Genomic DNA, 26,929 nt, shown 5'->3' with positions numbered 1-26,929 from the left:
TGGCGTCTTGCGCTCAGGCGACCGGAGGTTCAGTCCCTTTCCGGGTCGCAGACGGCCAGGCCGGCCGGTTGTATCGTTCGGCAAGGAGCCGTCCAGGTGGTATGCGCTCGCGTCGGCGTGTCCGTCGGCGGCATCAGGAGCGAGACGGGAGCCGACTGTGCGTGCAGGTGACTTGGCAGTGGAGTACGAGACGGTCGGCGCCGACAGCGACGCCATGGCGGCCGCGCGGTTGATGGCCAAGCAGCGGCTGCCCGCTTTGCTGGTGGTCGACGAGGCGGGCGCGCCGAAGGCGATTCTCCCGGCATCCCAGATGATCAAGGTTTTGGTGCCGGTGTACGTCGTGGAGGATCCGACGCTCGCGGCCGTGGTCGACGAGCGTCATGCCGACCGACTGTGCGAGGCGCTGGCCGGCCGCACCGTACGCGACTGTCTGTCGAAGAGCGTTCCCGCTCCGCCGGTCGCTGAGCCGGACGCCACCGCACTGGAGGTTGCGGCGTTGATGGCTCAGGTCCGCAGCCCGCTGGTGGCGGTCGTGGACAAGGACAAGGCCGGCATGCGGCTGCTTGGCGTGATCACGGCCTCCCACCTGCTGGAGCGACTACTCATCGCCGCGACGTGAGCCGACGGGACCATCTCCCTCGTACATCTCGAGGTACCGGCCCAGACCCAGCTGGGTGAGGGTGCCCCGCGACTGCGGACCCACGTGGGTGGCGATCACCCGCGTGCTGTGCGACCGCGCCGCGCGCAGTGCCATGAAGAACACCGCGGTGCCGTCGCCGTTGAGATGCGTCACCCGCCGCAGGTCGAGTTCGAGGACGCCCGGCTGCGAGCGCAGGACCTCTTGCAGCCCTTCGCCGATGCGCTCGGCATTCTTCGCGGTGATCTCTCCCGAGAGCCGTACAACGACATGGCCCGGGGCAGATTCGCGTCCTCGCTCGCAATGCCGGAACGGGTGCCGCAGGCGGCTTCCGGCTCCCAGCAGCCCCCGGTGCCGGTGGGGGTCCCGCGCGGGGGAAGAGTCTGGCATCCGGGCTCCAGGGCAGAGGGCAGCCGATTGCCGACCAGACTTCCCGGCTCTCCTGGTGATCAGCGTAGGCGCAGCTCGTTGAGATCGCCGCCTCTGGGCCCGTCGCTGGGACTGGCCATCGAGGGCCGCACCACCGCGTCAGATAGCCGGGATTCGGCAATGGTCCAGCTCTCGGGGTGCCTGTAAGTGATCTGTCAAAGACGTATCAAGAACAGGTAAGGTTCCCCGTGGTGTGCCGGGAAGCCTGGTCGGCGAGCAGGGGATCAATCTCTCTTCCGATCGGGGGTGACCGTCATGGTTCTCGTGGTGGTGTTCGGTGCCGCGCTGCTGGTGGCGGTGCTGTTGTCGGGCCTGGCGGCACGGACGGTGCTGTCCACGTCGTTCCTCTTCCTGGTGGGCGGCGCGCTCGTCAGCGACGGCTTCCTCGGTCTGATCCACATCACCCCGGACAGCGAGATCGTGTCCGTAACGGCCGACCTGGCGCTGTTCGCGGTGCTGTTCACCGACGGCATGCACGTCTCCCTGCCGAAGCTGCGCGCCAGCTGGAAGAACCCGGCGCGCGCCCTGGGCCTGGGCATGCCGCTCGCGTTCGTGTTCATGGCGCTGATCACCCACTACCTGGTGGGCCTGGACTGGACGACGTCGTTCCTGGTGGGTGCGGTGCTGGCGCCGACCGACCCGGTGTTCGCCTCGGCGATCGTCGGCCGCACCGAAGTCCCGGCCAAGCTGCGGCAGTTGCTGAACGTGGAGAGCGGCATCAACGACGGCCTCGCGCTGCCGGTGGTGCTGATCCTGATCGCCGCCGCGGGCCCGACGGCGGACAGCGCGGAGGCCAGCGGCTCCACGATCGCGATGGAGCTGCTGCTCGGTCTCGTCTTCGGCATCGCGCTGCCGCTGCTGGTGAACTGGCTGGTGCGGTTCCGGCTGCTGGGCGCGGAGCCGAAGCTGCAGCCGCTGCTGCCGCTGGCGACCGGGATCATCCTGTACGCGGCCTGCCACCTGACCCACGCCAACCCGTACCTGGCTGCCTTCTCGGCGGGCGCGGTCATCGTGCACGTGTCCCCGGAGGCGAAGGAGTTCTTCGAACCGCTCGGCGAGGCCCTGGCGGAGCTGGCGAAGTTCGCCGCGCTGCTGGTCTTCGGGGCGCTGCTGACCCCGCAGCTGTTCGGTGACCTGTCGTTCGGCGGCTACGTGGCGGTCGTCCTGGCGATCGTCCTGATCCGCCCGGCCTCGCTGCTGATCTCGCTGCTCGGCACCCGCATCTCCCGCAAGGAGAGGCTGGTGGCGGCCTGGTTCGGTCCGAAGGGCTTCGCGTCGGTGGTGTACGGGCTGCTGGTGCTGCAGTCCGGCATCCCGCAGGCCGAGGAGGCGTTCACGCTCATCGCCGTATGCATCGCGTTCTCGATCATCGCCCACAGCTCCACGGACGTGCCGATCGCCCGCGCTTTCGATGTCGACGAGCTGGCCGGCATCCCGGACAAGCCCGCCGACGTGGATGCGCGACCCAAGGAGGTTCAAGCCGATGCGGGCACGTGAGATGGCCGAGTCGTACCCCACGGTGTCGGTGGACGACGACGCCGTGGCGGCGGCCCGGCTGGTGGTACGTGAGCGGCTGCCGGCGCTGCCGGCGCTGCTGGTCCTCGACCGGGACGAGTACCCGTACGCGATCGTGCCGGCCGCCCACATCGTCAAAGCCCTCGTCCCTGACTTCGTGCAGGAGGACCCACGGCTTGCCGCCGTGATCGACGACCGGCTCGACGACGATGCGCGGGAATCGATGACCGGCCGGTCCGTGGCCGAGTGGCTGCCGCGCGGTCACCTTCATACGGCTGCTGTGGTCGGGCCGGATGCGTCGCCGATGCAGATCGCCACGTTCATGACGCGCATGGACACCGCGGTTGTCGCGGTGGTCGAGCGTGACGGCGACCAAGCCATGTTGATCGGCGCGGTCGTCGCGGCTGCCGTGCTGGACCACTTCATCGGAGGATCGTGAACGACTGGCACAGCTGGGCGGCGATCGTCGTGTTCGTCGGCGCGTACGCCCTGATCATCAGCGAGAAGATCCACCGTGTCGCCGTGGCCCTGGGCGGCGCCGGCCTGATGCTGGCGATCGGGGCGACGGACGACGTCTCGGCGTTCTACTCCGAGGACTCCGGGATCGACTGGAACGTCATCTTCCTGCTGATGGGCATGATGATGATCGTCGGTGTGCTGAAGAAGACTGGCATGTTCGAGTACCTGGCGATCTGGTCGGTGAAGAAGGCGAGGGCCAAGCCCTTCCGGGTGATGGCCATGCTGGTCGTCATCACGGCGATCGCGTCCGCGCTGCTCGACAACGTCACCACGGTGCTGCTGATCGCCCCGGTCACCCTGCTGGTCTGCGAGCGTCTGTCGTTGCCCTCCGCTCCGTTCCTGATCGCCGAGGTGCTGGCCTCCAACATCGGCGGCACGGCGACCCTGGTCGGTGACCCGCCCAACATCATCATCGCCAGCCGGGCCGGGCTGACCTTCAACGACTTCCTGGTCCACCTCGCCCCGTTGGCCGCCGTCCTGGTCGTCGTCCTCGTCGCGCTGTGCCGGGTGATGTTCCGCAAGACGTTCGTGTACGACGAGGACCGCGCCGCCGAGATCATGGCCCTGGAGGAGCGAGAAGCCATCCGCAACCCGCGCCTGCTCATCCAGGGCCTGATCGTGCTGGCCCTGGTGGTGGCCGGCTTCGTGTTGCATCCGGTGCTGCACTACGAGCCCAGCATCGTCGCCTTGCTCGGCGCCGGACTGCTCATCGCCGTCTCCTCGGCCGAGACGAGCGAGGTGCTCGCCGAGGTCGAATGGCCCACGCTCGCCTTCTTCGCCGGGCTCTTCATCATGATCGGCGGACTGATCGACACCGGCGTCGTCGGCGAGGTGTCCCGGGCACTGGCGGACGCTATCGGCGGCAACGAGCTGGGCGGTTCCATGACCCTGCTGGGCGGCTCGGCCGTGCTGTCCGGGATCGTCGACAACATCCCGTACGTCGCCACGATGGCCCCCATCACCAGCGACCTGGTCAAGGACATGGGCGGCGCGAGTGACCACGTCATGTGGTGGGCCCTCGCCCTCGGCGCCGACCTGGGTGGCAACGCCACCGCGATCGGCGCCTCCGCCAACGTGGTCGTTCTCGGCATCGCCGAACGTAACCGACAGCCCATCTCCTTCTGGCAGTTCACCAAGTACGGCCTGATCGTCACCGCAGTCACCGTGGTCATCTCGCTCGGCTACGTCTGGCTGCGCTACTTCGCCCTCAGCTGACCTGAATGGGGGAGTCCGTGGATCCGTCGTTCATCGCCCCGATAGCGCTGGCGATGCTGGTGATCGGAACCGCCCGGCTGGAGATCCGTAACCCGGGGAGCGCACGCGCGCACTGGTCATGGCTCACCCACGGCCGCGCCAGGGCGGCCGGAGCGGCCGCAGCGCTGCTGCTCTCCGTCGCCGGCCGGGGGTTGGCCGGTGTCGCGGCCATAGCGTGGGCGGTGCTCGCGGGGCTGCTCGTTGCCCACATCGCCGACCTGGGCGGTGAGCCTGTGGCACCTTCGGTGGCGGAGCGGGGTGAAGGAGACGCATGCGTGCCGAGAGAGATCGTCCTGCTCGACGAGAGGAACGACGGGAGGCGCACGGTCATAGGGCGACTTCGGTTCCGTGAGTGCCCCAAGTGCCGCACCGGACGGATCCTGGACATCTGGGTCGACGAGGCGTGGCGGCGCCAGGGCCTTGGCCACGAACTGATCGACACCCTGCTTGATCGTCATCCCGGCCACCGCTGGAGCACCACCCTGAAGACACGCCGAGGACGGGTCTTCTTCGCGGTGATGGCCCGGGAGACGGCGGTGGCGTTTCCACACTGCGGTCCCTTGTGTGCCCATGTCGCGGGATGGCTTGCGCGTGCCTGGCGGCGTGTGACCGTTACGCGGTGAGCGGCACGCCGTGCTCGTCGGCGAAGATGCGTCGGCACTGGCCGTTGCAGAAGCCGTACAGGGTGCCCTCGTATTCCAGGATGAGATCGGTGGTGCCGAGGTCGACGGTCATGCCGCACACCGGGTCGATGACCTTGCCGGGCGGCAGGGTCTCGGCGGACATCCGGGCGATGGTGTCGCGGTGCGGATCAGTGAGGTGCTGGAGGAGGTCCAGGCTTCCCATGGGGCGGCCCATGGTTCCGAGGCTGCCCTCGGACACGCCGATGACGTGGATCCAGGCATGGGGATCGTGCCGCAGCCGCTCGGGATCGCGTCCGGCTTCGGTTTCCGCCTCGACGAGGGCCTGGGTGAGGCGGTCGACGGCATGGGCGCTCATGTCCTTGCGCCAGGCCGCCGGGGCCGTGACCCGGACTAGGTAGCGGGGCGGGTCGGCGGGGTTCACCGGCTGTTTCCCGCCCACCACCCACGTCGCGGGCTCATGGACGAGGACCTGCGTCAACGCCTGGGCGGAGTCGATGACTTCGGGTGCGTGGGAGGCGTCGGGGCGGTCGGATGTCATCAGCAGTTCGATCATCCGGCGGGCCAGCCGCTCGCGTTGCCCGGCGGCCAGCACGCCTGGCGGTGTGAGGAGTTCGATGAGAATCATGGTTTCATGCTCACCCCGTGTCCCGCGCCCCGGCGTCATACCGGCGGCGTGCATCGGGCCTACTCCGAGGGGAGTGGGGCGCTACGGTGCCGGGAGTAGCCCCCGATCGGCTGGCTCTGGTGTGCACGGTTGCGGGTCCGGATCCGGAAAATGACCAGCCCGACCGCGGTGAACGCGGCCGCCCAGGCCAGGCCGAGGGCGAGGTGCCCCCACAGGGCGGTGTGGCCGAAGGAGCCGCCAACCGCGAACTGCATGGGGCCGAAGGACGGAAACCACTCCAGGACGGGCTTGTTGGCGAGGGGGTTGCCCAGCGGGTTCTGCAGGAAGGTGTCCATCAGCCCGCCCATGATGATCAGGAAGAAGCCCTCCAGGTCACGCTTGACCAGCACGCCCAGGAGCAGGCCGAGGGCGCCGTAGGTGAGGGCGATGACCGCGAAGCCGGCGAATACCGCGAGCCAGCCGCCGACCGTCGGGCGCCAGAAGAACAGGATGGCGAATGCGGTGTAGAGGGCGATGGCGGTCGCGACCAGAGCGACGGCGAGGGTCTTCGCCCCGATCAGCGTGGCCTGACGGTATCCGGCGAAGACGAGGCGCCGGTCGAAGGCGAGCGCCTTGCGGACGGCGTCGAACACGACGAACCCGGCGATCATCGTGACGGAGTTGAGCCCGGCCGAGATCAGGGTGAGGCGGCCGCCGGCGACATGCAGGATGTCGCCGGTCGCGTACAGCTTGAAGTCCAGCACCTCGCCCGAGGCCAGCGCGTCCATCACCAGGTACCAGACGGGCACGAAGATCACGAGCAGCAGCCCGGCGAGCCGGTTGCGGGTCTGGTCGCGTACCGAGAAGCGCAGTGCGGTGGGGAACTGCCCGTACAGCGGCCGCGGTTCGGGTGCCTCAGGCGCTGACATGATGGTCCTCCCTGGAGGCCGGGCGCGGGGTGAGCCGGCCGCCGGTGAGGTCGGCCAGCAGGTCGAAGCGGTCCTGCTCGAACACGAGATGAGTGATGATCACGACGGCCTTGCTCCGGCCTCGCAGGTCCTCGACCAGGTCCCAGAAGCGCAGGTAGGTCTCCCAGTCGAAGCCCTGGTAGGGCTCGTCGAGGAGCAGGACATCCGGGTCGTGCAGCAGAGCCAGGGTGAGGTTGAGTTTCTGCCGGGTGCCGCCGGAGAGCTCGCCGGCGACGGTCTGCCGGTAGCGCTCGTAGCCCAGGCGGCCGACGAGATCGTGGCCGCGGTTGAGGTCGGGCAGGCGGTGCGCGGCGGCGAAGTGGCGCAGGTGCTGATCGACGGTGAGGCCCGCGTTGAGGACGGGGTCCTGCGGGCAGTAGCCGAGCGTCCCGGACAAGGTCACCTCGCCGCGGTCCACGGGCAGGGTGCCGGCGAGTGTCTTGAGCAGGGTGGACTTTCCGGCGCCGTTCTCGCCGACGACGGCGATGAGCTGACCGGGGGCGACGGTGAGGTCGGCGCCGCGCAGGACGTGGTGCTTGCCGTAGGACTTGTGGATGTCGCGGGCCTGGAGCAGGGATGGCGGTACGCGGGGGGATCCGGTCGGCATACGCGGTGTCCTCTCTAGCGTTGGTGAGGTGGGTCTCCCTGGGGTGAGGCGTTCAATCCGCCCGCGTAGATGCTCAGCATCTCCGGGGCCCAGCGGGCCATGCCGTCCGGCGACAGCGGGTCGGTGTCCAGGACGTCGGCGAGGCGGTCGCGCAGCAGGAACACGGCCAGGTCGTTGGCGAGCAGGAAAGCGGCGCGCACCGCCGGCTCGCGGCCGGGTGCGGCCAGTCCGGCCGCGGTCAGACCGTCCAGCGCGGCGCGGCTGAGGTCGAACAGGCGCCGGAACAGCTGTCGCCCGGCGTCCGTGTCGGACAGCAGGAGCCGCCGCAGGTAACCGGGCAGGGGGGAGTCGACGGGCAGGTGCCGGGCGAACGCCTCGCTCAGGGAGCCCGCCCCCGTCCCCGGATCGAGCAGTTCCGCCCCGCCCTCGCCGGTCAGCTCGCCCACCATCGCCTCGAAGACGGCGAGCACGTACTGATCGACCTCGCCGCGCAGTCCGTCCTTCGAGCCGAAGTGGTGCACCACGAGCCCGGCCGACACTCCCGCCGCCGCCGCGATCTGCCGCATAGTGACCTTCTCCGGACCCTGCTCAGCGAAGAGTCGCAGGGCCTCGTCGCGGATGACGGCGCGGGTGGTCCGGTCGTCCGGGATTGAACACATGTGCAGCATGTTAAACGTACGTTCAGTGCCGAGTCCAGCGCCTTGTGGATCGGGCGGGTTCGGGGATGGAGCTCCGGGCGGCCAGGCTCCGACTGCGGACGTTCGGGCGGCTTTTGTCCGGGGCGGGGGATTTCCCTCGGGTATGAGGGCCCTCATGCGGATCCTGGCGGCGGCGGCGATCGGCGGGCGGTGAGGGGAGATCGCCGGAGCGGACGTCTCATTCCGGCCTGCAGCCCCGTCTAGGACGGGCCTGCGGAGGCGAAACCAGGCGGGAGGTGCGTTGCCGTGGGCAGATCGGCGGGGGCCTCGTCCAGTTGCTGCACGGTGTCGCCCGGTCCGTCGTGCGGGGTGTCGGCGCGGGTGGACAGCTGGGACCAGGCCAGCAGGGCCAGGGTGATTGCGGTGGCCGTGGCAATCACGCGGACGCCGCGCCGGAACCTGGCACGGGTGCCCATTGCCCGCCAGCTTGGGCCAGCCCATGGGTCGTCCGGGTGCCACAACTCGCCGACCGCCCCGATCGGGTCGCGGGGGAGCGGTGCTTGCCGCACTGTCGCATCCGCCTTCAGGGGGCGGGTGGGCCATCCCGGTGCCCGCTCCTGCGCGGAGGGTTCCCTGGGGGCGGAGGTGCGGATGGCGGGCTCGCTGTCGGTGAGGAACTTCAGCCAGACCTCCTCGGGGGTGGCGTCCGGTTCCTCGGGTGTTTCGTTGCTGCCCGGGCCTGGGGTGGTCACGGTTCCGCCTTCCCCCTCGTGTTCACAGCTCGCCGACGACGACGTCCGGGGCGAGATGCATACGCATCCTTCTCTCCCCCAGGACCATGTACCTGCATGAATCTGGTGTTTTCGTTCCGCAGGTCGAGCCGACCCGGCGTTGTCCCGCCGCAGGCAGAGCGGCGGTGGCAGTGCCGGTCGGCCACCGGGCTCTGGAGGAGGGGGCCCGCCGACGGCCGTCATGCCGTCCGTAACCATGCCGGTGTCACTCCTGGGCGCCGAGCGGCAGTCGGCCGTCGGCTCGGCCCCCTGAGGAAATACTTGCACAGTGCAAAATATGATCGCCACCCTTCTCCTCCACCCGGTGAACTTCTTTTGACGCCTTTTTGCGGAGTGCCGCTCTCGTTGGTGGCCATTCTCCGGGCGTGGCGTCAGGGGAGTCCCTCAGACGTCCAAGACCTGACCGCGGTCGTCAATCCCCTCCGTGCCACTCGTCTCGGGCACTACCGCCCTGCCCGCGCGGTCTGTCATGGCGGCGAAGGGCCGAGCGGTGGCGTATGGGCAGGGGCACCAGACGGAAGGCGGTCTGGTTGACGGGCACCGGTCAGGGCCGAAAGCCTGCGGCGGCCTCGAGGCGAACGAAGGGGATGACTCGTCCGGCCTCGCGGTACGACGCCTCGCCGCCGTCGGTGGGAAGGCCCATGAAGGCGCACAGGCGGCGGGCCGTTCGCGGGTGCCGGCGCGCGTAGCGGGCCATGATCTCGGCTCCTTCGTCGGGCGGGAGGAAGTGGGCGGTGATGGCGTGCGGGCGGTTGCCGAACTGGATGAGGGTCTTCGGCTGTTCGCGCAGGTTCTGGTACCAGTCGGCCTTCGGTCCGAAGCCGGAGGCGACGGTCCAGCTCTCCTCGGCGGGATCGTAGGACACCACTTCCAGAACCACCCGTCGGTCGAGACCGGTGACGCGGCCGGTGTGGTGCAGCAGGAGCAGGCGCTTGCCGAAGAGCGGTCCCAGTCCTGCGCGGAAGAGATGGATGGGCAGCCGCGCCGCCAGGCGCCGCCATCCGGTGGGCAGTTGAGGTCGGCGAGGTGTCGTGTCTCTTCGCGTCATGGTCGCCTTTCGCGGGTCGGAAATGTCGGCTCTCGGACTCGATTGGGTAAAGGCCCGGTGCGAGAGCGACCTCAGGGAAGCAACCTTTGCATAGTCTAAAGGTGGGGGAGGGGCGTCTGTGGAAGTAAGGGGGCGGCTCTCGAGTGCCTGGACCGCTGGAGTGCCCATGACCGACCAGAAGCCGGCCGCGAGCGGCACGGTGTTGTCCTGCATGCCGGTCGCGGTGATGGCGGTGGTCGCGGCAGTGGACGTGGTGGCCGGGCCGGGGGTGGGGCTGCTGCCTCTGGTGTCGCTCGGGCCCGCGTTCTCCGGCCTGGTCGGCGGCTGGCGGCGTACGGCCGTGATCGGTGTGGTGGCGCTGATCCTCTGCGTGGGGCTCGGGGTGTACGACGGGCTGTTCGAGGAGCGCCGGGGCTTCGTGGCCATCGGGTCGGTGGCGGGCGTGACCGGCGCGGGGGTCGCGGCGGCCGTGATGCGCGGCCGCCGGGAGGCGGAGCTGGCCAGTGTGCGGTCGATCGCGGAGGTCGCCCAGCGGGTACTGCTGCGGCCGGTGCCGCTGACCGCGGGCCCGCTGCAGGCGGCCGTGTCCTACACCTCGGCGGTCGCTGAGGCGCGGATCGGCGGGGATCTGTACGAGGTGGTCGCCTCGCCGCACGGGATCCGGGTGATCGTGGGGGATGTGCAGGGCAAGGGCCTGGCCGCGGTGGAGACCGCCGCCGTGGTGCTCGGCGCGTTCCGGGAGGCCGCCCACGACGAACCGGACCTGGCCGGGCTCGGCGAGCGCCTGGAGCGCAGCGTCTCCCGGGAGCTGGAGGGCGAGAAGTTCGTCACCGCGATCCTCGCGGAAATCGGCACCGACCACGACGCCGTCTTCCTCAATTACGGCCACCCGGCCCCGATGCTCATCCGCGTCGGCGGCAGCGCCGACTTCCCTCAGCCGCCGTCGTACGCGCTCCCGCTGGGCCTGGGAGCGCACGGGGGCGGCGACCCGAAGCCCTACCGGGTGGGCTTCGCGCCAGGTGAGCAACTCCTGCTGTACACCGACGGTGTCACCGAAGCCCGCGACCACAGCGGGCGCTTCTATCCGCTCGCCGAGCGCGCGCATCTGCTCAAGGACGGTGACGCGCACCTCGCGCTCGAGGCCCTGCGCGAGGACGTGGTCCAGCATGCCGCCGGGCCGCTCCACGACGACGCCGCCATGCTCCTTTTGCGCTACCACGGTCATGGGGAGGGAAAATCTGCTCCGACCGGGTGAGCGAGCAGGGACTTCGGCGAGGTAGAAAGGACGCATGCCGGAGCATGAGACCAACACGGGGACGACTGACGACGGTGATGCCGTCACGCGTGCGGTACTGACCGCTTCGCGGCTGCTGGTGGCGGTCTCCGCCCGTTCGCTGGCCGCGGTCGAGGAGCGGGTGACGCTGCCGCAGTTCCGGATGCTGGTCGTGCTGTCCACCCGCGGTGCCACCAAACTGGTGGTGCTGGCCGAGCTGCTCCAGGTGGCGCCCTCGACAGCGATGCGCATGGTCGACCGGCTCATCGCGGCAGGGCTCGCCGATCGGCAGACCAACCCCGACAACCGCCGTGAGACCCTGTTGCAGCTCACCGACGAGGGGCAGCGCACCGTCCACGACGTGACCGCACGGCGCCGCGCCGAGATCGCGGCGATCGTCGAACGCCTCAGGCCGACAGAGCGGTTGGCCCTCATCGAGGCGCTCAGCGCCTTCAACGAGGCCGGGGGAGAACCTCCGGCTCCGGCGCTGGACGATCCGGAACCGTACCCGCTGGGCTGGGCGGTGGACGCGCGATGACGCGCGACGCCTGACGCCGCCCGCGTCGGCATGTCCGGACCGCTCTTCCTCTTTCCCCGACTCGTTTTGCATAATGCAAGGGAATCGTGAAGGTGTGCCCGGCGATGCGGGCCGCACTGCCTGCCCTACGAGGGCAGGGCCCGCGCCGTCAGGGTGCGGGGCGCAGACGGATACGGAATGACGCCCCGGGGGGGAGACGCACATGCGCCAACTGCGCCGACCCCGCTCCACGGCGCAACCGCACCTGATGGCGCATCTGCGGTCCACGGTGTGGGGACCGGCAGAATTCGTCGGTCTGCCCCCGTGGTGGCTGGTCGGAGAAGGACTCCTGGCCGGAACACTGGGGGCGGCGGTCATCGTCGGCACGGCGGTCGGGGGCGCCTGGTACGGGCACCCTCAACTGGCAGACGGCGAGGCCGGGCTGGTGTGCGCCGCCGCGCTCGCCGTCTATCTCTGCGTGGTGCGGGCCGGACGGGCGCTGGTCGGCATCGTCGCCCTGCTCGGTGTATGCCTGGCATTCCAGACACCCCAGGCGGCGGCAGCTGTGGTCCTGGCGGAGCGGGGACGCGTGGAGTCCGTGGTGGTGACATCCGTTGAGGACGCAGCAACCTCGGGACGAGGCCGCTACCTCTGCTCGGTGTCCGACCGGGACGGCGTACCCCTCAAGGTCCGTATCTGGCGGGGCTGCGGACAGACCACCAGTCCCGGCGACGCCCTCGCCGTCGTGCACGACCCGAAGGGGCAGGTGCCGCCGCGCGGCGTCGTGCCGTCCGGAACATCTCCGGCAGGCCCGCTGCGTGATCTGGGCGGCTGGGCGGCTGCCCTGGTCGCCGGGTCTGTGGTCGCGGTGGTGCGCTCCTACCGGCTCTCCGCCGTCACCCCCGCTCCCCGTTGATCACCCGACCGTCGCGCTTGGGGTGGGCGTCGGGGAGCTGGTGTTCACGTCGAGGTCGGGCCGCGGGGTGAGGACGACGAGGGGGGATCCGGGCTGGGGCGCGGGCGGGGTGAGCTGGTCCTTGGGGAGCTTGGGCGGCGTGGTCTGCTGGAAGTTGACCTGGTCGTAGTTGACCAGGCCGGTCTTCTCCAGAACCGTGATGTGGTCAAGGACGGTGTCGTTGGCCAGGTCGGCGAGCTGACGCACCATGGTGTTCTGAGTGGTGGCGCGGATCTTGGCGATGGTCGGGAAGATCTGGCCGTGGGTGACGCGCATGATGTTGACAGCGGAGGAGTCGAACTCCTTGCCGCTCTTGGAGTCCACGGTCGCCACGAACTGCTGCTGTTGCGGTGTGGCCTGGTTGGGCAGGGTGATGTTCAGCTCGGGGGCGATCTTGCGGCACAGGTCGTCCAGCCCCGCGTGACCGACGACCAGGTGCTCGCCGGCCTCCTTCATCTCCGCAGACGTGCCTCGCTGCATGGCCAGTTCACCCAGGGGGTACTCCCACAGCCCGGCCGAGCGGACCTTGACGACGAAGTCGCGGTCGGCCTCTGTCAGCGGCCCGTACTTCGTGTTGGCGATGATGCGCGACGTGTTCGTCGCCGTGTTCTGTATCCCGAGCATGCCGGGGTAGGCGAGAGCTGCGAGGGTCAGCGTCAGCGCACCGCCCACGAAGACGGTTCCGATCGTGTTGCGGGAGATGGGCATGCGGCCTCCTGGCGCGAGCGGACGGTACACCGGAAGGTACGGACGCGACGGGTGAATCAATCATTGCGCTGAGCAAAACTTGCATGCTGCTCGGCGTCGTGCGGGAGGGTCCGGTCAGCCGGTCGTCGGTGTGAGGGACGGGGTGGGCGTGGTCGTGCTGGGGCCCGTCGGTATTCCGTCGGCGGACACTCCGCGGGGCACGGTGAGGGCGACCACGGGTGCCCCCGGCTGCGGCACCGGTGGCGTGACCTGGCTGGACGGAAGCTTCGGCGGGGTCGTCTCCTGGAAGTTGACCTGGTCGAAGTTGACCAGCCCGGTCTTCTCCATCTGCTCGATGTGGTCCAGGACCACGTCGTTGGCCTGATCGGCCAGCTGGCGTACGAGGGTGTTCTCGGTGGTGGCGCGGATCTTGGCGATGGTGGAGAAGATCGAGCCATGGGTGACGCGCAGGATGTTGGCCAGGTCGGAGTCGAACTGCGTGCCCGTATCCGACTTGAACTTCTCCAGAAAGCCCTGCTGCTGTGGAGTGGGCTGGTTGGGGATGGTGATGTTCAGCTCGGGGGCGATCTTGCGGCAGCTGGCGTCGAGTGCGGCGTGCCCGATGACCAGGTGCCGGCCGGCCTCGCGCACGGCAGCGGTCGTCCCCTTCTTCATGGCCAGCTCCCCGGAGGGGCCCTCCCACAGCCCGGCGGAGCGCACGAAGACGACGAAGTTGCGGTCGGCCTCGGTCAGCGGCCCCCACCGAGTGTTGGCGATCACGCGGGACTGGTTGGTGGACGCGTTCTGGACGCCGAGCATGCTCGGGTAGGCCAGGGCGGCGAGCGTCACACTCAGTGCTCCGCCGACGAAGACGGTTCCGATCGTGCTGCGCGAGATGGGCATGGTCTCTCCTGGTGCGGACAGCGTCGTTGTCAGCACGTACGGGGCGGCACAGAAAAGCAACCTTTGCTCTAGGTAAAGATTGCATGATGCTACGTAGTGCGGGTCACGGGTGAGGGCGAAGTACCAACCCGGCGCCGCGGGTGACGGGGCGTCGGGGATCCGAACGGTGACTGACTCGCCGGTATGGCGGATCACGCCCAGGGTCTTGGAGTGTTGGTCGAAGTCCGTGACGCGAGTGGCCGATCCGGGCCGCGTGAGCCGGATGCCGGGGACGCGCGCGGCGTTTGAGGGTGAGCTTGTCGCCGTGCTCGATCTCGGTTGCGCCGCGTCAGGGGGCCGGGCGCTGTGGAAGAGGCACGGAGGCGAGGAGACTTCGACGCTGTTCGAAGTGGCCCGGACGGGAGTTAGCCTTGTCCAGCCAAGCGTGGCCTCCGCGGAGCAGGTTCGCCGGGGTTCGATCTTCTTCAAGGCTTGGGTGGCCGGGTCCCGCAGGGTGCTCCTGAAGATGCCGCCGTTGTTGCTGCCCCTTCCGACGATCAGCGGGACTTCGACTTTACCGACCGCAGGAGCACGTGAACCGGCTCTGAACTGCGACGATTCATAGAATACATGTCCGCGGCCCGACGCCGTGACTCCAACGAATCGACATGCGCCAGACGATCATCTGCCAGAGACCAAGCCTCCGACTGACGCGAGGCACCCAACCTCGAGCCGCGTCAGCCGTGCCTGTGGGCGCCTGTGCCGGGGGCAGCGGACAGCCTCGGCCGCTCGGGGGGTTCACCGTTCCAGCAGGCGGCGGCGCAGGGCGTCCTGCCTCGGTGTCACTGTGGGGGCCGGTGAGGGTGCCGGGGCCTTGTCGGAATGGGCCAGCGCGTAGTCGATGCGTTCGCTGGAACGCAGGACAGCTGCGTCGGCCGGTGAGGAGGGCCAGGCCAGGAGGAGATAGTCCTCCACCGGTGAGGTGGCGACTTTGTCGGGCAGGATGCTTCGTCCTCTTGCATGCACGCGGAGCCGGTACCAGCTCGGTCCGGACGGGCTGAGGAGGGGATGTCCGGGGACTGGTCCGTCTTCGAGGGATTCGACCTGAAGACGGCCGGCGGGGGCGTGCACGCTGACTTCCACGACCTCCTCCCATGCCTCGTCCGCCGATGTGTCCGGCGGGCCGTTCAGGGCTTCGGCGGTGACGCGGACTTGGCCGGTGTGGATGCCGGTGGCAATGAGAGCCCCGTGTGACATGGGGGCCGTGAGTCCGTTGCTCCAGTCTGCCGTCTGGACCGGGATTTCTCCGGCGTCCAGCACGCCGAAAGTGCCTTCGGGCACGTACACAGTGCGGGCGGTGGGCATGATTTTCTCCCCGGATCCGTGCCTTCGCTCCGGCAGAAAGCGTGTCACAGCTGGGCCCTGCGGTGGGGGGCGTAGTGACGGCAGCCGCCCCGTTGGGGGCGGCTGCCGTCACTCTTCTGACGACGGGCCGCCAGGGGGTGTCATGTCCACCACGACGGCCACACGGCTCGCTCCGGCCGGGGCGAGGCCGGTCCAGCGCCTCCAGTCAGGCCGGCGACTGATGGTGCGGCCCCACCACCGCTACCTCTCGTGCAGGCGCGCCGACGCGACGCGTCCTGGCCGCATGATGCGTATCTTGCGGCTTTCGCAGGCGGGGCAGGTAGGTGACTGCAACGGCGAGGGCACGCGCATGCCGCCGAGGTGGTAGACGGCGGTGATCCGCGCGTGCTCGTCGACGGTCACGTCGATGTCGTACGTGTCCTCCCAGCCGTGCCCGCAGTCGAGGCATGCGAACGAGTAGGAGCGCCGGACATGGTCTGTGTGCATCGCCCATCTCCCTGGAGCGGTCCGTCCATCGAGGTTTCCTCTATCCATTTTTGCACAGTGCAAAAAGTGCTGGTCTTGAGGGCGTTAACCGGAATGCCGTCAGGCGGGCGTGTGTACGGCGCGCAGGGCGCTCTGGTGGCTGAGCCAGCCGACCGGCTTGCCGTGGTCGGTGTCGAGAACGGGTACTCCGGTTCCGGCGGCTGACAGCAGGGTGTGCAGGGCCTGGGCGAGGGGCTGGTCCGCGGTGATCGGTGAGGGCGGTTCGGCGAGTTCCCCGGCCAGGGTCGGTGCGTCTTGCGGCTGTTCTGCGAGGGCCTCGGCCACTGCCTGTGCGGTGATCACGCCGATGTAGTGGCCGGCGTCGTCGACCACCGGGAGGGCGCCGTGGCCCGACAGGCTCAGCAGGTCGGCGGTGTCCGCCAGGGTCGTGGATGCGGACAGTGGGGAGGGCAGGGGGTCCATGACGGCGCCGACGTGCTGGGTGCCGATCCGGGCGCCGGGGGCGGGGCCCTCGAGGTCGATGCCGCGACGGCGCAGCTTGAGGGTGTAGATGGTTTCGCGCGAGATCAGGCGGCTGACGGCGGTGGCCAGGACGATCGCGAGCATCAGCGGGAGGATGATCGAGTACTCGCCGGTGAGCTCGAAGAGGATGACCACGGCGGTGATCGGCGCGCGGGCCGCCCCGGCGAAGACGGCGCCCATGCCGACCAGCGCGTACGCGCCGACCGCGCCGGCGGAGTGGGGCAGCAGGTGGTGGACACCGATGCCGTACGCCGAGCCCAGCATCGCGCCTATGAACAGGCTTGGTGCGAAGACTCCGCCCGAGCCGCCGATGCCGATGGTCAGGCTGGTGGCCAGCATCTTGCCCACCAGCAGCAGGAGCAGGAAGCCGACCGCGTAGCCGCCCTCGGTCGCCTTCTCCAGCACCGGGTAGCCGACGCCGTACATCTCCGGCAGCGCCAGCAGGACCACGCCGAGGGCTAGCCCGCCGACCGCCGGGCGCAGCCATTCCGGGCCGCGCCACACCCAGTCGCAGGCGTCCTCGATCAGGTACAGGAACCGGGAGAAGCCCACGCCCACGGCCGCGGCGACGATGCCGAGCACGGCGAACAGGCCGTACTGGGCGAGATGGTCGACATGGAAGTCCGGAAGGCTCAGGAAGGCGTTGTCGCCGAAGGCGGCGCGTCCGATGATGCTCGCGGTCACGCTGGCCAGCACCGTCGCCCCGAAGGCTTCCGCGCTGAACGTGCCCAGGATCAGCTCCATCGCGAAGAACACCCCGGCCAGCGGCGCATTGAAGGTGGCCGCGATGCCACCCGCCGCACCGCACGCCACCAACAGCTTCATCCGGCCCTCGGTCACCTTCGTGACCCGGCCGAGGGTGGAGCCGAGCGCCGAGCCGATCTGCACGATCGGGCCCTCGCGCCCCACCGAGCCGCCCGAGCCGATACACAGGGCGGAGGCCAGCGTCTTGACGACGGCGACCTTCGGGCTGATCCGCCCGCCGCGCTGGGCCACCGCCAGCATCACCTCGGGAACCCCATGCCCGCGGGCCTCCTTGGCGAACCGGTTCACCAGCGGCCCGTACAGCAGACCGCCGACCACCGGGGTCAGAAGCACGAAGTACGGACCCAGCCACGGCACGTGCGGATTGTCGGCACCGGGCGATGCCGCGTAGTCGGCGTGACCGGCGAGCAGGTGGGTGAACGTCTTGATGCACCAGCGGAACACGACCGAGCCCGCGCCGGCCCCGGCGCCGACCACGACGGCCAGGGCCATCAGCCCCCAAGAGGCGTTTCGCAGTCCCGCGAGCCTGGGTGCGGGGGTGAATCCACTGGTTGTGCTGTTGGACACGTGCTTCCCGTCCGTCGCTGCCGATATGGCGCTCATCGCCTCCCCTTCCTTACCTTTGCATTATGCAAAACGAGTCAAGGGTGCGCGTCACAGGCCGTCGTCCGCCGATCAGGGCCGAAGGGCCCTGGAGGCGCGGGTCGGCTCGCGGGAGAGTGGGCGAACGTACAAGCCGCGGAGGTGAACAGTGAGCAGTGAGGTGTCCCCGCCCTTGATCGTGGTGGGTGTCGACGGGTCCGAGTCGAGCAGGGCGGCGCTGCGCTGGGCGGCCCGCCAAGCCGGACTGACCGGTGCCGAATCGCGCCCCATGCAGGCGTGGCGGCTACCGGCCATCTACGGCGCTGCTGGGCTACTCCGACGCCGACTTCGAGAAACGGGCGCGTCAGAGCTTGCGGCGCACCGTCGAGGAGACGTGCCGATCTGTCTGGCGACCGGATGTGCCTGCGGGTCCGGAGTCGGCTGGCCGTTCTGCTGCCTGCAGTAAGGGGTCAGGTGTCTCGCCGCAGCGGTTCTCCGGCGATGCACGCGTCGCCGCTCACGAAGACGGTGCGTGCTGGCCGGAGTGGAACCGGCGTGAGCGGCAGCCGCAGGGGATGGTTCAGGTGGGGTTGTCGCGTGCGGCGAGGCGGGCGAGGTAGGCGTTGTAGGCGGCGAGTTCGGCGTCGTTGTCCCGGTCGGCCTGGCGGTCGGTGCGTACGGCGGTGCGGCGGTCGCTGCCGGCCCACTGCACGAGCACGGCCATCAGCACGAGCAGGGTGGGGATCTCGCTGAAGGCCCAGGCGATGCCGCCGCCGGTGTTCTGGTCGGCAAGCGGGCTGAGGTGCCAGGCGGCCGGGGGATGGGCGAAGAAGGTGGCGATGAGGGTGGTGGACATCATCACGGCGATGCCGAAGAAGGCGTGGAACGGCATGCCGATGAACAGCTCCAGCAACCGCAGCAGGTGGGAGGGGCGGCGGGGCGCGGGGTCGACGCCGAGGATGGGCCAGAAGAACAACAGGCCGGTCACCAGGAAGTGGGCCAGCATCCACTCGTGGCCGAGCCAGCTGCCCATCAGGAAGTCGAACAGCGGGGTGAAGTACAGCCCGTAGAGGCTGGCGATGAACAGCGGCAGGGTGAACAGCGGCGAGGAGACCACCCGTACCGCGCGGCTGTGCAGGAGCCGGGTGAGCAGTTCCCTGGGGCCGGTGCGACCGCGTCCGGCGGTGGGCAGGGCCCGCAGGGCGAGCGTGCTCGGCGCGCCGAGCAGGAGCAGGATCGGGGCGAGCATGGACAGCACCATGTGCTGCACCATGTGGACGCTGAACAGCTCCATGCCGTAGCCGCCCACGCCGGTACAGGTGACCGCCCCGGCGGTGAGCACGCCCGCGGTCCACAACACGGTGCGGGCGAGCGGCCAGCCATCGCCGCGCCGCCGCAGCCGCCACACGCCCAGACCGTAGGCGGCCAGGGCCAGGAGACAGACGAGGGGCTCCACGGGGAGCGGCTGGGGATGCCAGGCCAGCAGCCGCCCCAGGGTCGGCGGAGCGGTCGGCATCCACATCGGACCGGTCATGTTCATGTGCTGCATGCCGTGCATGCCTGTCATGTCATCCCTCCAGCAGGCTCTGGCCGACGTACTCGCCCGGTGCGGCGCCGCCGGGGACGGCGAAGACGGCACTGGACTCGTGGCGGCTGAAACAGGTGAGGTGGTCGGCACTGTCGAGTTTCGTCTGGATCTTGATGAAGGCGGCGGGGTCGGCCTGCCAGGCGATGAACAGCAGTCCCGCGTCCGGTTGTCCGTCGGTGTCGTATCCGTCGTGGTAGGAGAAGCCGCGGCGCAGCATCGCCGCCCCGTCGTTGGACTCGGGTGCGGCGAGGCGGATGTGGGCGTCCGCGGGGATGGCCAGGGAGCCGTGGGAGGTGAACTTGTTCAGGTCCGTGGGTGTGGTCTCGGGCGCGTGGTGAGGGGCGGACAGGGGTGCGCCGGTGTCCTTGCGGCGGCCGATGACCTGTTCCTGCTCGGTGCGGGTGAGGTCGGCCCAGTGGTCGAGGCGCATGCGGATGCGGCGTACGACGGTGTAGGAGCCGCCGTTCATCCACGCCTCGTCTCCGTGGCCGTGGGGGACGAAGATCTTGGCGGCGAAGTCCTTGTCGGTGGGCATGGGGTTGGCGGTGCCGTCGAGCTGGCCCATCAAGTTGCGAACCGTAATCGGGCGGGCGGTGGCGCCCGGGGTGCGGTTGAAGCCGCTCATCTGCCGGCGCACGTCGGCCGTTCCGGTCGCTTTGAGTTGGAGGATGCGCAGGGCGTGGAAGGCGACGAGGGGGTCGTCGGCGCCGATCTGGATCAACAAGTCGCCGTCGCTGCGCTTCGGGTCGATCGCGTCGGACGGGAAGCGGGGGACGGGCACGAGCGCGGCCGGGGAGCGATGGGCCAGGCCGGTCCTGGTGAAGAAGGTGCGGCCGAAGCCGAAGGTGACGGTCAGTCTGCAAGGGCCGGCGTCGAGGGCGATCTGATCGTGCCCGGCGGCGTAGGCAGCCGTGCCGCCACCCGCCCCGGCCAGGAGTCCCGCGGTGCCGGCGGCGCCCGCTGTACTCAGCAGCCGCCTGCGGGAGATGGCGCGCTGTCCTTCGCGACGGTGTGTGCTGTCTTCGCGCATGTCGAAGCCTCGTTGAACCTCTGGAGTACGGATGCCTGGGGGGCGAGGGCCGCCGCGGCGTTCGGGCGCGCGGACAGGCCCTCGCCGTGGGTCAGTTCGAGGGCAGGTAGGTCGTCGGCTTGACCGGTGCCCTGACCGTGATCGAGTCGGAGGCGGCGAAGCGCAGCCGCAACGTGATCGTCTCGCCCACGGTCGGCTTCTTTCCGAAGCCCATCAGCATCAGGTGGTCACCCCCGGTGCGCAGCACCAGGCGGCCGCCCGCGGGGATGGTGAACGCCTTCACCGGTTCCATCCAGTTCTGGGCCGTGGTGCGGTGCATCGTCACGCTGGTGGCGTCGTCGCTGCTCACGCCGGTGAGCCTGTCCGGCTGTCGGCCGGTGTTGGTGACGGTGAAGTAGCCCGCGGCCATGTCGGCGGTCGGCGGCTGACGTACGTAGGCGCCGGTCACCTTCAGAACGGGAGTGTCGTAGGCCGGTGCCGCCGCCGACGACGCACAGCCGGTCAGCGCGGTGGCGAAGAGCAGGAGTACGGCGGCGGCGAAGGAGCGGGTCACGGCATCCGTCCCTTGACGATCTTCGGAAGGTCGGCGGCGTACCGCTGCGCGGAGGTCCCCGAGGTGTAGAAGAGGTGCGCCTTGTCGTCCTTGGGGGAGAAGGCGAACACCTCGGCGCCGTGGCTGACGGTCACGGTGCCGTCCTGGTGTTTCACCGGCGGGGAGATGCCGACGCCCAGACTCCGCGCCGCCTTCTGTATGGCGGCGAAGTCGCCGGTCAGGCCGGTGAACGAGGGGTCGATGGCGCCGAGCCACTGCTTCAGGCGCCGGGGGGTGTCGCGGGCGGGGTCGGTGCTGACGAAGACCACGCGCAGCTCACGCCGGCCCGTCGGCGGCAGCTTCCGGGCGCCCTGGGCGATGTCGGCCATCGTCGTGGGGCACACGTCGGGGCAGTGGGTGTAGCCGAAGTACAGCAGCGTCGGGTGGCCCGCGGTCTGCCTGACGAGGTCGTAGGAGTGGCCGTTCTGGTCGGTGAGGGTCAGGGCGGGTTTCGAGTCCGGCGTGTCCAGCGTGACGGTGCCGGGCGCCGCCGGGGAGGAAGGGGTGGAGACGACGGCGGCCGGCTGGTCGCCGGACGGGCCGGCGCAGGCGGTCAGGCCCAGCCCGGCGGCGACGAACAGGGTCGCTGTCGCGGCTGTCCGGCGCGGGGTGAGGGTGTGCATCGTAAGGCTCCTGCGTGCGAGGCAGCGGGGCATGCGGCTCGCTCACACGCGCGAGCGGGGCGGCACACATGCGGGGATGGAGAGGTGAGGGCCCCGTCAGACGGGCGGAACGCGGCGCGAGGCGTCCGGCGACCGCGAAAACCGCTTTCCGTGAAAACGGGAAGCAAGAACGGGGGCTCACCCGTGCACCAGGGCAGCCATCACCCACCCTGGGCGTGCGAGCACGCAGGGAGGCTCAGGCCGCCGGGGCCACCGCGGGTGGTCCACGCCGGATGACGCAGGTCCACAGCACGGCGGACCGCAGCGCCCGTACGCCGTCGTCCGCTGTCCGGCGTGGGATGAGCACGGACCGCAACCGCTCGTGCAGGGCCGCGACCCGCACCAGCACCCGGGCCATGGCGAGCAGTCCGCTCAGCCGCCGCAGCAGGCTGAGCCGGGCCTGCCGGCTCGCTGCCATCGTCGGCAGCCGTACAGCCCGCCACAGCGCGACCTCGCAGCGGCGCAGCACCCAGCCCGTGACGACGGCGGCGGCCACGTGGGCGGCGGCCATCGGCAGTGTGAACATCGAGCTCAGCATCATCGCGTGCCCACCGTGGCCCGCCATGTGGGCCATTCCCGCCATGCCCGGTGTGCCGTGCACGGCGGGGGCGGCGCGGGCCGGATCGATGTGGGCCTGCCGCAGGATCCGCGCCGCAGCGGCCGGCGTGAGACGCGTCCTGTCGGCGCCGCACAGGAAGCGTTCGGCCAGCGCCACCACACGGCTGGAACGGTCGACCGGAGCGGAGCCCTGCCCGAGGGAGAAGAGCAGGTGCAGGCCGAACTCGCCGGTGACCAGGGCGAGCGCGATGCCGGGCAGCGTGCGCTCACGTCCGGCCAGGGGGCCCACGAGGCACAGCACCCCGGCCCAGCCGGCCGCCAGGGACCACAGGGGGACCCCGGTGCCCGAGGCCAGTATGTGCCCGCCCGCGGACAGCGCCACGCACACCGCTGAGAACACGGCGGCCCTCAGCAGTCTCAGATCGGTGGCAGCCCGTACCGGAACGTTCATGGCGCTCGCCATCATTCCAGCCGCCGGAGAGCCGGCGAACGCCGGGGCGGCCGTCGACGCGGACGGTCCCGGCCCCGCGGGGGTGCGGAGCCGGGACCAACGAGTCGTGACGGGTTGTCAGGCGGGGGCGGGCGAGCGGGCCGTGGGCGTGACCTGCTCTCGTCTCACCAGGTGGCCCTCCTCCTGCCGGTCGGCCGCGCGCCGCGCCGCACACGTGCGGCGAGGAAGGCACCCGCGGCGATCACAACGACAGCCCCGGCGGCGACGGCCAGGGCCTCGCCCCGGCCGAGTCCCAAGATCATGCCGTCCTCGCCCCCGCCCGTGTCCGTGCCCGGCGCCGCCAGGTTCAGGCCCTGGCAGGCGGCCGGAGCGGTCATGGCCTGGACACGGTCGGAGACCTCGAACTGGAACGCGTTGGTCTGTGTGTCCCCGTCGGCGGCGGTGACGGTGTACGTGAGCGTGGCAACACCCGCCTGCAGGGGGCTGACCGCGGCGCAGGTGACCGAGCCCGCGGCCACCTGGGGCCGTCCGACGGGCACGGTGGTGCCGTCGGATCCGACCAGGCTGACCTTCGGTGTGGTGCCGGGCTTCAGACGGGCGAAGGTCAGTGAGATGACGTTGGTGCCGGTACCGACCCTGGAGCCCGGCGCCGGTGTCGCGTCCTTCAGCGCGGTGTGGGCGTACGCGGGCGGGCCGCCGAACAGCAGCACGCCCAGACATCCCAGCAGGGCAACTGGCGCCCTCAGAAGTCGAAGTCCGCGCATGCGATCCGGTTGTCCATCGCTTCCATGGGGTGGACGACGAGGGCGAGCGCGCCCTTGCCGGTCTTCTTCGCGTTGTTCACCGTCGTCGTGCCCTTGCCGGTCTTGTCGGAGGTGAAGGTCAGCCACACCTCGTTCGGCGGCTTGGCCGGACCGCCCTTGGTGAACTGGAAGTGCTCCCCGCCGCCCGCGGCGGAGCAGTGCTGGGCGTGCAGGTGGGCCATGTAGTGGTGGCCCGGCTTCAGGCCGGTCAAGGACACCGTCACCGTGGTGCCCTTCGCGCCTTGGGCCAGCCAGGCGGTGCCCTTGGCGCCGTCCATGCCGGGCGGACGGGTGTCCAGCAGCTTGAAGGCGCCCTTCACCACGTCGGCGCCGGCCATCTTGTAGGCGGGCGTGGCCGACGGATCCCCGTACGTCATGTTCGTGTCGGACATGCCGCTCATGCTCTTCGACGGGGACGCGGAGGATGCGGCGGCTGCTTTCTGCGACGTGCTGTCCGAGGAGCCGCCGCATGCGGACAGCAGGGCGGCCGTCGCGGTCACGGCGGCACAGCAGGCGGTGAGAGACACGAATGCGCGGCGCGGATGGGAGGACCGGCGTCGCTCGGACGTCAACGTCCGTATCGCGGACGCGGTCTCCCGCCGGGGTGAACGGCCGTGCGTGTGTTGGTGCTTGGACATGGAACTCCCGATCGATGACGGGCTGGGCCGTTGCCGGCATCGGCAGAACGAGCGGCCGACGGCAGGGCACGGCCCGGGCCGGAGGTGGAGAGAAGCGGTCGACGGCATACGGACGCGTCGACCGTTCGCCTGTCCCCCGGCAGCCGCGCGACCGCCGGAATCAGACCGGAATCACGGTCTTGCGGCGAGCGGCGGAGCGGGAGAGGGGCGACTGGCAGTCGAACGGCTTCGCGGCGGCCCTCGGCGCACCACCGCGTATCTCAGCGAGGCGGGCGTCGGCAGGCGGCGCTCCCCTGAACCGGAGGCGGGCCCGCACGAGGGGGCCTCGGGTTCGGGCACTGCACGGAAGAGGACCCGGCAGACCCGGCGCAGCGGCGCGAACACGACCGCTGCCACAGCCCCGCCGATCCGCTGGGCGGCCGCTTCGCCCCGCCACAGCCACAGCCCGCACAGGACGGCGGCCAGGAGATGCGCGAGAACCATCCCGGCGGAGCCCAGGTGCGGCAGGGCGGACGCGAGGGGGGAGCCGGACGGCATCCCCATGGATTCCGTGTGGTGCATCACCATGCCGGTGTGAGGGGAAGCCGCCCCGGGGACACCGGTCACGGCGGCGGGGGCATGGGCCAGTTGGTGGGCGAGGGCGAACAGCGGATGCAGCGACCCCTGCGCGACGACCGTGGCGCCGACGACCACCGCGGCGCCACGCTCCCGGCCGGTCAGCCACCAGGCGCCCGAGACGGTCCCGGCGAATGCGTAGGCCACCGCCCACCAGGGCAGCGTGTCCCCGGACATGAGTGCGTGTCCCAGGGCGGTCGTTGTCACGCAGACGGCCGCGAACACCGCGGCCCGCGTCAGCCGCGGGAGGTCGACGGCATGTCCGTCGGCGGTGGACGCACCGCGGCCCGGGCTCGGTCCGCCGCGGCGGCTCTCCCGGGGCATCCGAACCTCCCTGGCGTCAATGCGCTTGTGCTGGGCCCCTGTCGGGCTTCCGTTGGGTACGGATGACAGGGCGTACGCGTTCATGCCCCGGCACCAAAGCGCCCCGGGTGTGTCCGCGCCGGTGGGTCATCGGCCGACCTTCACCGTCTTCTCCACGGTGACCTGGTCGATGTCGGAGACCCGGACCGTGGCCTTCATCGTCCAGGTCCCGGCGATCGGCAGGTTGAGGGTGTCGCTGCCCCAGTAGCCGCGCTCGTCGACGAGACTCGCGTCCAGCGGGCCGACCTGCTGGTCGGCGAGGGTGAAGGTCAGACGCAGTTCCGGGACGGCGACGGGGCTGCCGTCGGCGCCGTAGACGAGCGCCTCCACCACGTTGCGGCCGACCCGGCCCGGTTCCAGGGTGACCTGCACCTTGCCGCGTCCGGAGAGGGTGTTCTCGCCGGTGTCGTACGGGATCAGGGTCAGGGAGACTTCGGGCTGCCCGGCCACCGAGGTGGCCGCCGTGGTCTCGGCCGCCCGGCCCGTCTCGGTGCCGGTCAGCATTGTCGTCAGGACGAGGACCAGCACGCCGACCGCCACCTCGGCCAGCACGGACCTGCGCAGACCGCGCCGAGGTATCTCAGACCCGCAGCCGTCCGAGCCGTTTTGGTGCACCGGGGCGGTGGGAGGAGTCCCGCCGCGGCCCGCCGCCACCAGCACCCGGTCCTCCTCCGCAGGCGCATGCATCAGCCGGCCGGTCCACCGCCGCGAGTACGACGCGGCCGCCAGCATCACCAGCACGGCCCAGACCTTGAAGACGAGGACCCTGCCGTAGGTCGTCGAGAACGCCTCCCAGGAGCCCAGCCCGCGCCAGGACTGGTAGACGCCGGTGACGGCAAGCACGGCCACCGAGGTCAGCGCGACACGGGAGAAGCGGGCGACCGCGACGGGCGGGAGGGGATCGTCGCCCGGCGCCCGGTACAGCGCGAGCAGCAGTGCTACCAGACCTCCCAGCCACACCGCCATGGCCAGTAGATGCAGCATGGCGGAGGCCACGGCCACGGGCACCTGGATCCCCGCGGAGGCGTGCTCGGCCGCCGCCCAGGTGGCGGCCAGGCCGAGAACGAGCGCACCAGAGACCCCGAGGGCACGTCGACCGGGCAGCTGCTCCGCCCGCCGACTGCGCACCAAAGCGGCCACCATCCCAAGCAGTACCAACCGGACCAGCAGCGCGAGTCCCGGCCGACTGCCGGCCGTCTGCCGCAGCGCACCCGGGTCGAACACACCGCCCAGCCCGCCACCGCTGTCGTAGGGCCCGCGCAGCAGTACCAGCACGACCGTGGACACGAACAGCGCCCACCATCCGACCAGGAACGGCCGGCGCAGCAACCGCGCGGCGGTGGCCGAGCGCCAGCAGGCCAGCACGAACACGGCGAGGCCGATCAGCAGCGCCAGCCCGGCGTAGGCGACGTAGCGGCCGATGCCGTACAACGCGCCGACGGCGGGATCCACGGCCGGCGGAGGAGCGGCGGCGGCCCGGGTTGTCGACGGCTTGCCGACGGAGAAGGTGAAGGCGCCGGACACGGCGTGGCTGTCCGCCGACACCACCCGCCAGGACACGGTGTAGGTGCCCTGTTTCAGCCCGCTCGCCAGCGGCACGCTGTCGGTGTTGCCCCGGCCGCCCGCGTGCCGGGGATCGCCGTCCGTCACCGGGCGGTTGTCGGGATCGAGCACGCGCAGGGAGTCCTCGACGAGGGCGACCGACTCGTCGAAGGTCACGGTGATCTGCTTCGGCGCGGTCTTCAGCACGCTGTCCTCGCGCGGGTCGCTGCCGGTCAGCACCGCGTGCGCGGATGCGGGTACCGCACCCTGGAGAAGGGCACAGGCAAGGACGGCGACCACCACCAGGAACGAGCCGACCGTGCGCCTTGCGTTGTTCACTTGCCCTCGCACCACGTCATGTCTCCGGGGCCGGTTCCTGGGTCACGGAGGTATACGGAC

At 70.3% G+C, this 26,929-nt stretch carries 30 protein-coding genes; 9 read left to right on the top strand and 21 right to left on the bottom strand.

The genetic code is table 11. The annotated features are described in order from the left end of the window. Positions 1-157: 157 nt before the first annotated feature. Entirely contained in the window at positions 158-619 is a 462-nt protein-coding gene (locus AB0D27_RS07355) for a CBS domain-containing protein (RefSeq protein WP_362503320.1), read from the top strand. Here the strand turns inward: AB0D27_RS07355 and AB0D27_RS07350 are convergent. After that, complete coding sequence (locus AB0D27_RS07350) at positions 599-1,027, bottom strand: STAS domain-containing protein (protein ID WP_362503317.1); 429 nt, start codon at positions 1,025-1,027, stop codon at positions 599-601. The genes AB0D27_RS07355 and AB0D27_RS07350 overlap by 21 nt on opposite strands. Positions 1,028-1,321: 294 nt before the next feature. Between AB0D27_RS07350 and AB0D27_RS07345 the strand changes: the two genes are divergently transcribed. Genes AB0D27_RS07345 through AB0D27_RS07330 form a run of 4 tightly spaced genes read left to right on the top strand, consistent with a single transcriptional unit; the run spans position 1,322 to position 4,977 of the window. Continuing rightward, entirely contained in the window at positions 1,322-2,563 is a 1,242-nt protein-coding gene (locus AB0D27_RS07345) for a cation:proton antiporter (protein ID WP_362503314.1), read from the top strand. Continuing rightward, entirely contained in the window at positions 2,550-3,020 is a 471-nt protein-coding gene (locus AB0D27_RS07340; RefSeq protein ID WP_362503311.1) for a hypothetical protein, read from the top strand. The genes AB0D27_RS07345 and AB0D27_RS07340 overlap by 14 nt, the downstream gene beginning before the upstream one ends. Beyond that, positions 3,017-4,315: an ArsB/NhaD family transporter gene (locus tag AB0D27_RS07335; RefSeq protein ID WP_362503308.1), complete on the top strand. Its 1,299-nt coding sequence runs from the start codon at positions 3,017-3,019 to the stop codon at positions 4,313-4,315. The genes AB0D27_RS07340 and AB0D27_RS07335 overlap by 4 nt, the downstream gene beginning before the upstream one ends. 5 nt (positions 4,316-4,320) lie before the next feature. Then, the gene (locus AB0D27_RS07330; RefSeq protein WP_362503306.1) at positions 4,321-4,977 is read left to right on the top strand and encodes a GNAT family N-acetyltransferase; all 657 of its coding nucleotides are present in this window, start codon (positions 4,321-4,323) and stop codon (positions 4,975-4,977) included. Here AB0D27_RS07330 and AB0D27_RS07325 read toward each other — a convergent pair. The 6 genes from AB0D27_RS07325 to AB0D27_RS07300 form a co-directional block, all read right to left on the bottom strand. Then, complete coding sequence (locus tag AB0D27_RS07325; RefSeq protein ID WP_362503303.1) at positions 4,967-5,623, bottom strand: YHS domain-containing protein; 657 nt, start codon at positions 5,621-5,623, stop codon at positions 4,967-4,969. The two genes, AB0D27_RS07330 and AB0D27_RS07325, sit on opposite strands and share 11 nt — an antisense overlap. A 59-nt stretch (positions 5,624-5,682) precedes the next feature. Beyond that, positions 5,683-6,531 carry a hypothetical protein gene (locus tag AB0D27_RS07320; RefSeq protein ID WP_362503300.1) on the bottom strand — a complete coding sequence of 283 codons (849 nt, stop codon included), beginning with the start codon at positions 6,529-6,531 and terminating at the stop codon, positions 5,683-5,685. After that, the gene (locus AB0D27_RS07315) at positions 6,518-7,177 is read right to left on the bottom strand and encodes an ABC transporter ATP-binding protein (protein ID WP_362503297.1); all 660 of its coding nucleotides are present in this window, start codon (positions 7,175-7,177) and stop codon (positions 6,518-6,520) included. The genes AB0D27_RS07320 and AB0D27_RS07315 overlap by 14 nt, the downstream gene beginning before the upstream one ends. A gap of 14 nt (positions 7,178-7,191) precedes the next feature. Then, positions 7,192-7,836 carry a TetR family transcriptional regulator gene (locus tag AB0D27_RS07310; protein WP_362503294.1) on the bottom strand — a complete coding sequence of 215 codons (645 nt, stop codon included), beginning with the start codon at positions 7,834-7,836 and terminating at the stop codon, positions 7,192-7,194. 239 nt (positions 7,837-8,075) lie between these two features. Then, positions 8,076-8,567, bottom strand: coding sequence for a hypothetical protein (locus tag AB0D27_RS07305; protein WP_362503291.1), 492 nt, complete (start codon positions 8,565-8,567; stop codon positions 8,076-8,078). Positions 8,568-9,150: 583 nt separating this feature from the next. Continuing rightward, a complete protein-coding gene (locus AB0D27_RS07300; RefSeq protein WP_362503288.1) occupies positions 9,151-9,654 on the bottom strand; it encodes a nitroreductase family deazaflavin-dependent oxidoreductase in 504 nt (167 codons plus the stop codon). A 166-nt stretch (positions 9,655-9,820) separates the two neighbouring features. On the opposite strand from AB0D27_RS07300, the gene AB0D27_RS07295 reads away from it, so the two are divergent. From AB0D27_RS07295 to AB0D27_RS07285, 3 genes are all read left to right on the top strand, one after another. Next, positions 9,821-10,909: a PP2C family protein-serine/threonine phosphatase gene (locus AB0D27_RS07295; protein ID WP_362503286.1), complete on the top strand. Its 1,089-nt coding sequence runs from the start codon at positions 9,821-9,823 to the stop codon at positions 10,907-10,909. Between the two features lie 34 nt (positions 10,910-10,943). After that, on the top strand, positions 10,944-11,465 hold the full coding sequence (locus AB0D27_RS07290) for a MarR family transcriptional regulator (RefSeq protein WP_362503283.1): 522 nt from the start codon (positions 10,944-10,946) through the stop codon (positions 11,463-11,465). A 202-nt stretch (positions 11,466-11,667) separates the two neighbouring features. Then, entirely contained in the window at positions 11,668-12,360 is a 693-nt protein-coding gene (locus AB0D27_RS07285; protein WP_362503280.1) for a hypothetical protein, read from the top strand. Here AB0D27_RS07285 and AB0D27_RS07280 read toward each other — a convergent pair whose 3' ends face one another. The 5 genes from AB0D27_RS07280 to AB0D27_RS07260 all read right to left on the bottom strand — a co-directional run bounded on the left by AB0D27_RS07280 (position 12,361) and on the right by AB0D27_RS07260 (position 17,598). After that, positions 12,361-13,107 carry a DUF4142 domain-containing protein gene (locus AB0D27_RS07280; RefSeq protein ID WP_362503277.1) on the bottom strand — a complete coding sequence of 249 codons (747 nt, stop codon included), beginning with the start codon at positions 13,105-13,107 and terminating at the stop codon, positions 12,361-12,363. Positions 13,108-13,221: 114 nt separating this feature from the next. After that, positions 13,222-13,989, bottom strand: a complete 768-nt coding sequence (locus AB0D27_RS07275) for a DUF4142 domain-containing protein (RefSeq protein WP_362503274.1) — start codon at positions 13,987-13,989, stop codon at positions 13,222-13,224. 777 nt (positions 13,990-14,766) lie between these two features. Further along, the gene (locus AB0D27_RS07270; protein WP_362503271.1) at positions 14,767-15,333 is read right to left on the bottom strand and encodes a hypothetical protein; all 567 of its coding nucleotides are present in this window, start codon (positions 15,331-15,333) and stop codon (positions 14,767-14,769) included. Between the two features lie 240 nt (positions 15,334-15,573). After that, positions 15,574-15,819, bottom strand: a complete 246-nt coding sequence (locus tag AB0D27_RS07265) for a hypothetical protein (protein WP_362503268.1) — start codon at positions 15,817-15,819, stop codon at positions 15,574-15,576. Positions 15,820-15,918: 99 nt separating this feature from the next. Continuing rightward, positions 15,919-17,598, bottom strand: a complete 1,680-nt coding sequence (locus AB0D27_RS07260) for a chloride channel protein (protein ID WP_362503441.1) — start codon at positions 17,596-17,598, stop codon at positions 15,919-15,921. A 259-nt stretch (positions 17,599-17,857) separates the two neighbouring features. Here AB0D27_RS07260 and AB0D27_RS07255 point away from each other — a divergent pair, with 259 nt between their 5' ends. Beyond that, positions 17,858-18,154 (top strand): universal stress protein, encoded by a 297-nt coding sequence (locus AB0D27_RS07255; RefSeq protein ID WP_362503265.1) that lies wholly within the window; start codon positions 17,858-17,860, stop codon positions 18,152-18,154. 114 nt (positions 18,155-18,268) lie between these two features. Here the strand turns inward: AB0D27_RS07255 and AB0D27_RS07250 are convergent, their stop codons facing one another. The 9 genes from AB0D27_RS07250 to AB0D27_RS07210 form a co-directional block, all read right to left on the bottom strand. Further along, positions 18,269-19,228: a cytochrome c oxidase assembly protein gene (locus AB0D27_RS07250; RefSeq protein WP_362503438.1), complete on the bottom strand. Its 960-nt coding sequence runs from the start codon at positions 19,226-19,228 to the stop codon at positions 18,269-18,271. 28 nt (positions 19,229-19,256) lie between these two features. Next, positions 19,257-20,306, bottom strand: coding sequence for a Dyp-type peroxidase (locus AB0D27_RS07245; protein WP_362503262.1), 1,050 nt, complete (start codon positions 20,304-20,306; stop codon positions 19,257-19,259). Between the two features lie 91 nt (positions 20,307-20,397). Then, positions 20,398-20,859 carry a copper chaperone PCu(A)C gene (locus AB0D27_RS07240; protein ID WP_362503259.1) on the bottom strand — a complete coding sequence of 154 codons (462 nt, stop codon included), beginning with the start codon at positions 20,857-20,859 and terminating at the stop codon, positions 20,398-20,400. Continuing rightward, positions 20,856-21,521: an SCO family protein gene (locus AB0D27_RS07235; protein WP_362503256.1), complete on the bottom strand. Its 666-nt coding sequence runs from the start codon at positions 21,519-21,521 to the stop codon at positions 20,856-20,858. Before AB0D27_RS07235 ends, AB0D27_RS07240 begins: the two co-directional genes overlap by 4 nt. 235 nt (positions 21,522-21,756) lie before the next feature. Continuing rightward, a complete protein-coding gene (locus AB0D27_RS07230) occupies positions 21,757-22,569 on the bottom strand; it encodes a hypothetical protein (protein WP_362503253.1) in 813 nt (270 codons plus the stop codon). A 164-nt stretch (positions 22,570-22,733) separates the two neighbouring features. Beyond that, positions 22,734-23,333 carry a copper resistance CopC family protein gene (locus AB0D27_RS07225; protein WP_362503250.1) on the bottom strand — a complete coding sequence of 200 codons (600 nt, stop codon included), beginning with the start codon at positions 23,331-23,333 and terminating at the stop codon, positions 22,734-22,736. Continuing rightward, complete coding sequence (locus tag AB0D27_RS07220) at positions 23,312-23,764, bottom strand: superoxide dismutase family protein (protein WP_362503247.1); 453 nt, start codon at positions 23,762-23,764, stop codon at positions 23,312-23,314. Before AB0D27_RS07220 ends, AB0D27_RS07225 begins: the two co-directional genes overlap by 22 nt. A gap of 417 nt (positions 23,765-24,181) precedes the next feature. Further along, positions 24,182-24,949, bottom strand: a complete 768-nt coding sequence (locus tag AB0D27_RS07215; RefSeq protein ID WP_362503245.1) for a hypothetical protein — start codon at positions 24,947-24,949, stop codon at positions 24,182-24,184. A gap of 126 nt (positions 24,950-25,075) precedes the next feature. Next, on the bottom strand, positions 25,076-26,869 hold the full coding sequence (locus AB0D27_RS07210; protein WP_362503242.1) for a copper resistance protein CopC: 1,794 nt from the start codon (positions 26,867-26,869) through the stop codon (positions 25,076-25,078). Positions 26,870-26,929 lie beyond the last annotated feature (60 nt).

This window comes from Streptomyces sp. NPDC048415 (assembly GCF_040651675.1).
Lineage (GTDB): Bacteria > Actinomycetota > Actinomycetes > Streptomycetales > Streptomycetaceae > Streptomyces.
The sequence above is the reverse complement of the archived record's forward strand: the minus strand, read 5'-3'. Positions and strand labels throughout refer to the sequence as shown.

Excerpts from the sequence above, each read along its gene's own strand:
- AB0D27_RS07230 (WP_362503253.1), bottom strand. The coding sequence starts at position 22,569 with ATGAACGTTCCGGTACGGGCTGCCACCGATCTGAGACTGCTGAGGGCC.
- AB0D27_RS07315 (WP_362503297.1), bottom strand. The coding sequence starts at position 7,177 with ATGCCGACCGGATCCCCCCGCGTACCGCCATCCCTGCTCCAGGCCCGC.
- AB0D27_RS07270 (WP_362503271.1), bottom strand. The coding sequence starts at position 15,333 with ATGCCCACCGCCCGCACTGTGTACGTGCCCGAAGGCACTTTCGGCGTG.
- AB0D27_RS07280 (WP_362503277.1), bottom strand. The coding sequence starts at position 13,107 with ATGCCCATCTCCCGCAACACGATCGGAACCGTCTTCGTGGGCGGTGCG.
- AB0D27_RS07275 (WP_362503274.1), bottom strand. The coding sequence starts at position 13,989 with ATGCCCATCTCGCGCAGCACGATCGGAACCGTCTTCGTCGGCGGAGCA.
- AB0D27_RS07250 (WP_362503438.1), bottom strand. The coding sequence starts at position 19,228 with ATGAACATGACCGGTCCGATGTGGATGCCGACCGCTCCGCCGACCCTG.
- AB0D27_RS07320 (WP_362503300.1), bottom strand. The coding sequence starts at position 6,531 with ATGTCAGCGCCTGAGGCACCCGAACCGCGGCCGCTGTACGGGCAGTTC.
- AB0D27_RS07215 (WP_362503245.1), bottom strand. The coding sequence starts at position 24,949 with ATGCCCCGGGAGAGCCGCCGCGGCGGACCGAGCCCGGGCCGCGGTGCG.
- AB0D27_RS07345 (WP_362503314.1), top strand. The coding sequence starts at position 1,322 with ATGGTTCTCGTGGTGGTGTTCGGTGCCGCGCTGCTGGTGGCGGTGCTG.
- AB0D27_RS07330 (WP_362503306.1), top strand. The coding sequence starts at position 4,321 with ATGGGGGAGTCCGTGGATCCGTCGTTCATCGCCCCGATAGCGCTGGCG.
- AB0D27_RS07245 (WP_362503262.1), bottom strand. The coding sequence starts at position 20,306 with ATGCGCGAAGACAGCACACACCGTCGCGAAGGACAGCGCGCCATCTCC.
- AB0D27_RS07350 (WP_362503317.1), bottom strand. The coding sequence starts at position 1,027 with ATGCCAGACTCTTCCCCCGCGCGGGACCCCCACCGGCACCGGGGGCTG.
- AB0D27_RS07295 (WP_362503286.1), top strand. The coding sequence starts at position 9,821 with ATGACCGACCAGAAGCCGGCCGCGAGCGGCACGGTGTTGTCCTGCATG.
- AB0D27_RS07300 (WP_362503288.1), bottom strand. The coding sequence starts at position 9,654 with ATGACGCGAAGAGACACGACACCTCGCCGACCTCAACTGCCCACCGGA.
- AB0D27_RS07285 (WP_362503280.1), top strand. The coding sequence starts at position 11,668 with ATGCGCCAACTGCGCCGACCCCGCTCCACGGCGCAACCGCACCTGATG.
- AB0D27_RS07235 (WP_362503256.1), bottom strand. The coding sequence starts at position 21,521 with ATGCACACCCTCACCCCGCGCCGGACAGCCGCGACAGCGACCCTGTTC.
- AB0D27_RS07310 (WP_362503294.1), bottom strand. The coding sequence starts at position 7,836 with ATGTGTTCAATCCCGGACGACCGGACCACCCGCGCCGTCATCCGCGAC.
- AB0D27_RS07225 (WP_362503250.1), bottom strand. The coding sequence starts at position 23,333 with ATGCGCGGACTTCGACTTCTGAGGGCGCCAGTTGCCCTGCTGGGATGT.
- AB0D27_RS07290 (WP_362503283.1), top strand. The coding sequence starts at position 10,944 with ATGCCGGAGCATGAGACCAACACGGGGACGACTGACGACGGTGATGCC.
- AB0D27_RS07325 (WP_362503303.1), bottom strand. The coding sequence starts at position 5,623 with ATGATTCTCATCGAACTCCTCACACCGCCAGGCGTGCTGGCCGCCGGG.
- AB0D27_RS07340 (WP_362503311.1), top strand. The coding sequence starts at position 2,550 with ATGCGGGCACGTGAGATGGCCGAGTCGTACCCCACGGTGTCGGTGGAC.
- AB0D27_RS07220 (WP_362503247.1), bottom strand. The coding sequence starts at position 23,764 with ATGTCCGACACGAACATGACGTACGGGGATCCGTCGGCCACGCCCGCC.
- AB0D27_RS07260 (WP_362503441.1), bottom strand. The coding sequence starts at position 17,598 with ATGGCCCTGGCCGTCGTGGTCGGCGCCGGGGCCGGCGCGGGCTCGGTC.
- AB0D27_RS07265 (WP_362503268.1), bottom strand. The coding sequence starts at position 15,819 with ATGCACACAGACCATGTCCGGCGCTCCTACTCGTTCGCATGCCTCGAC.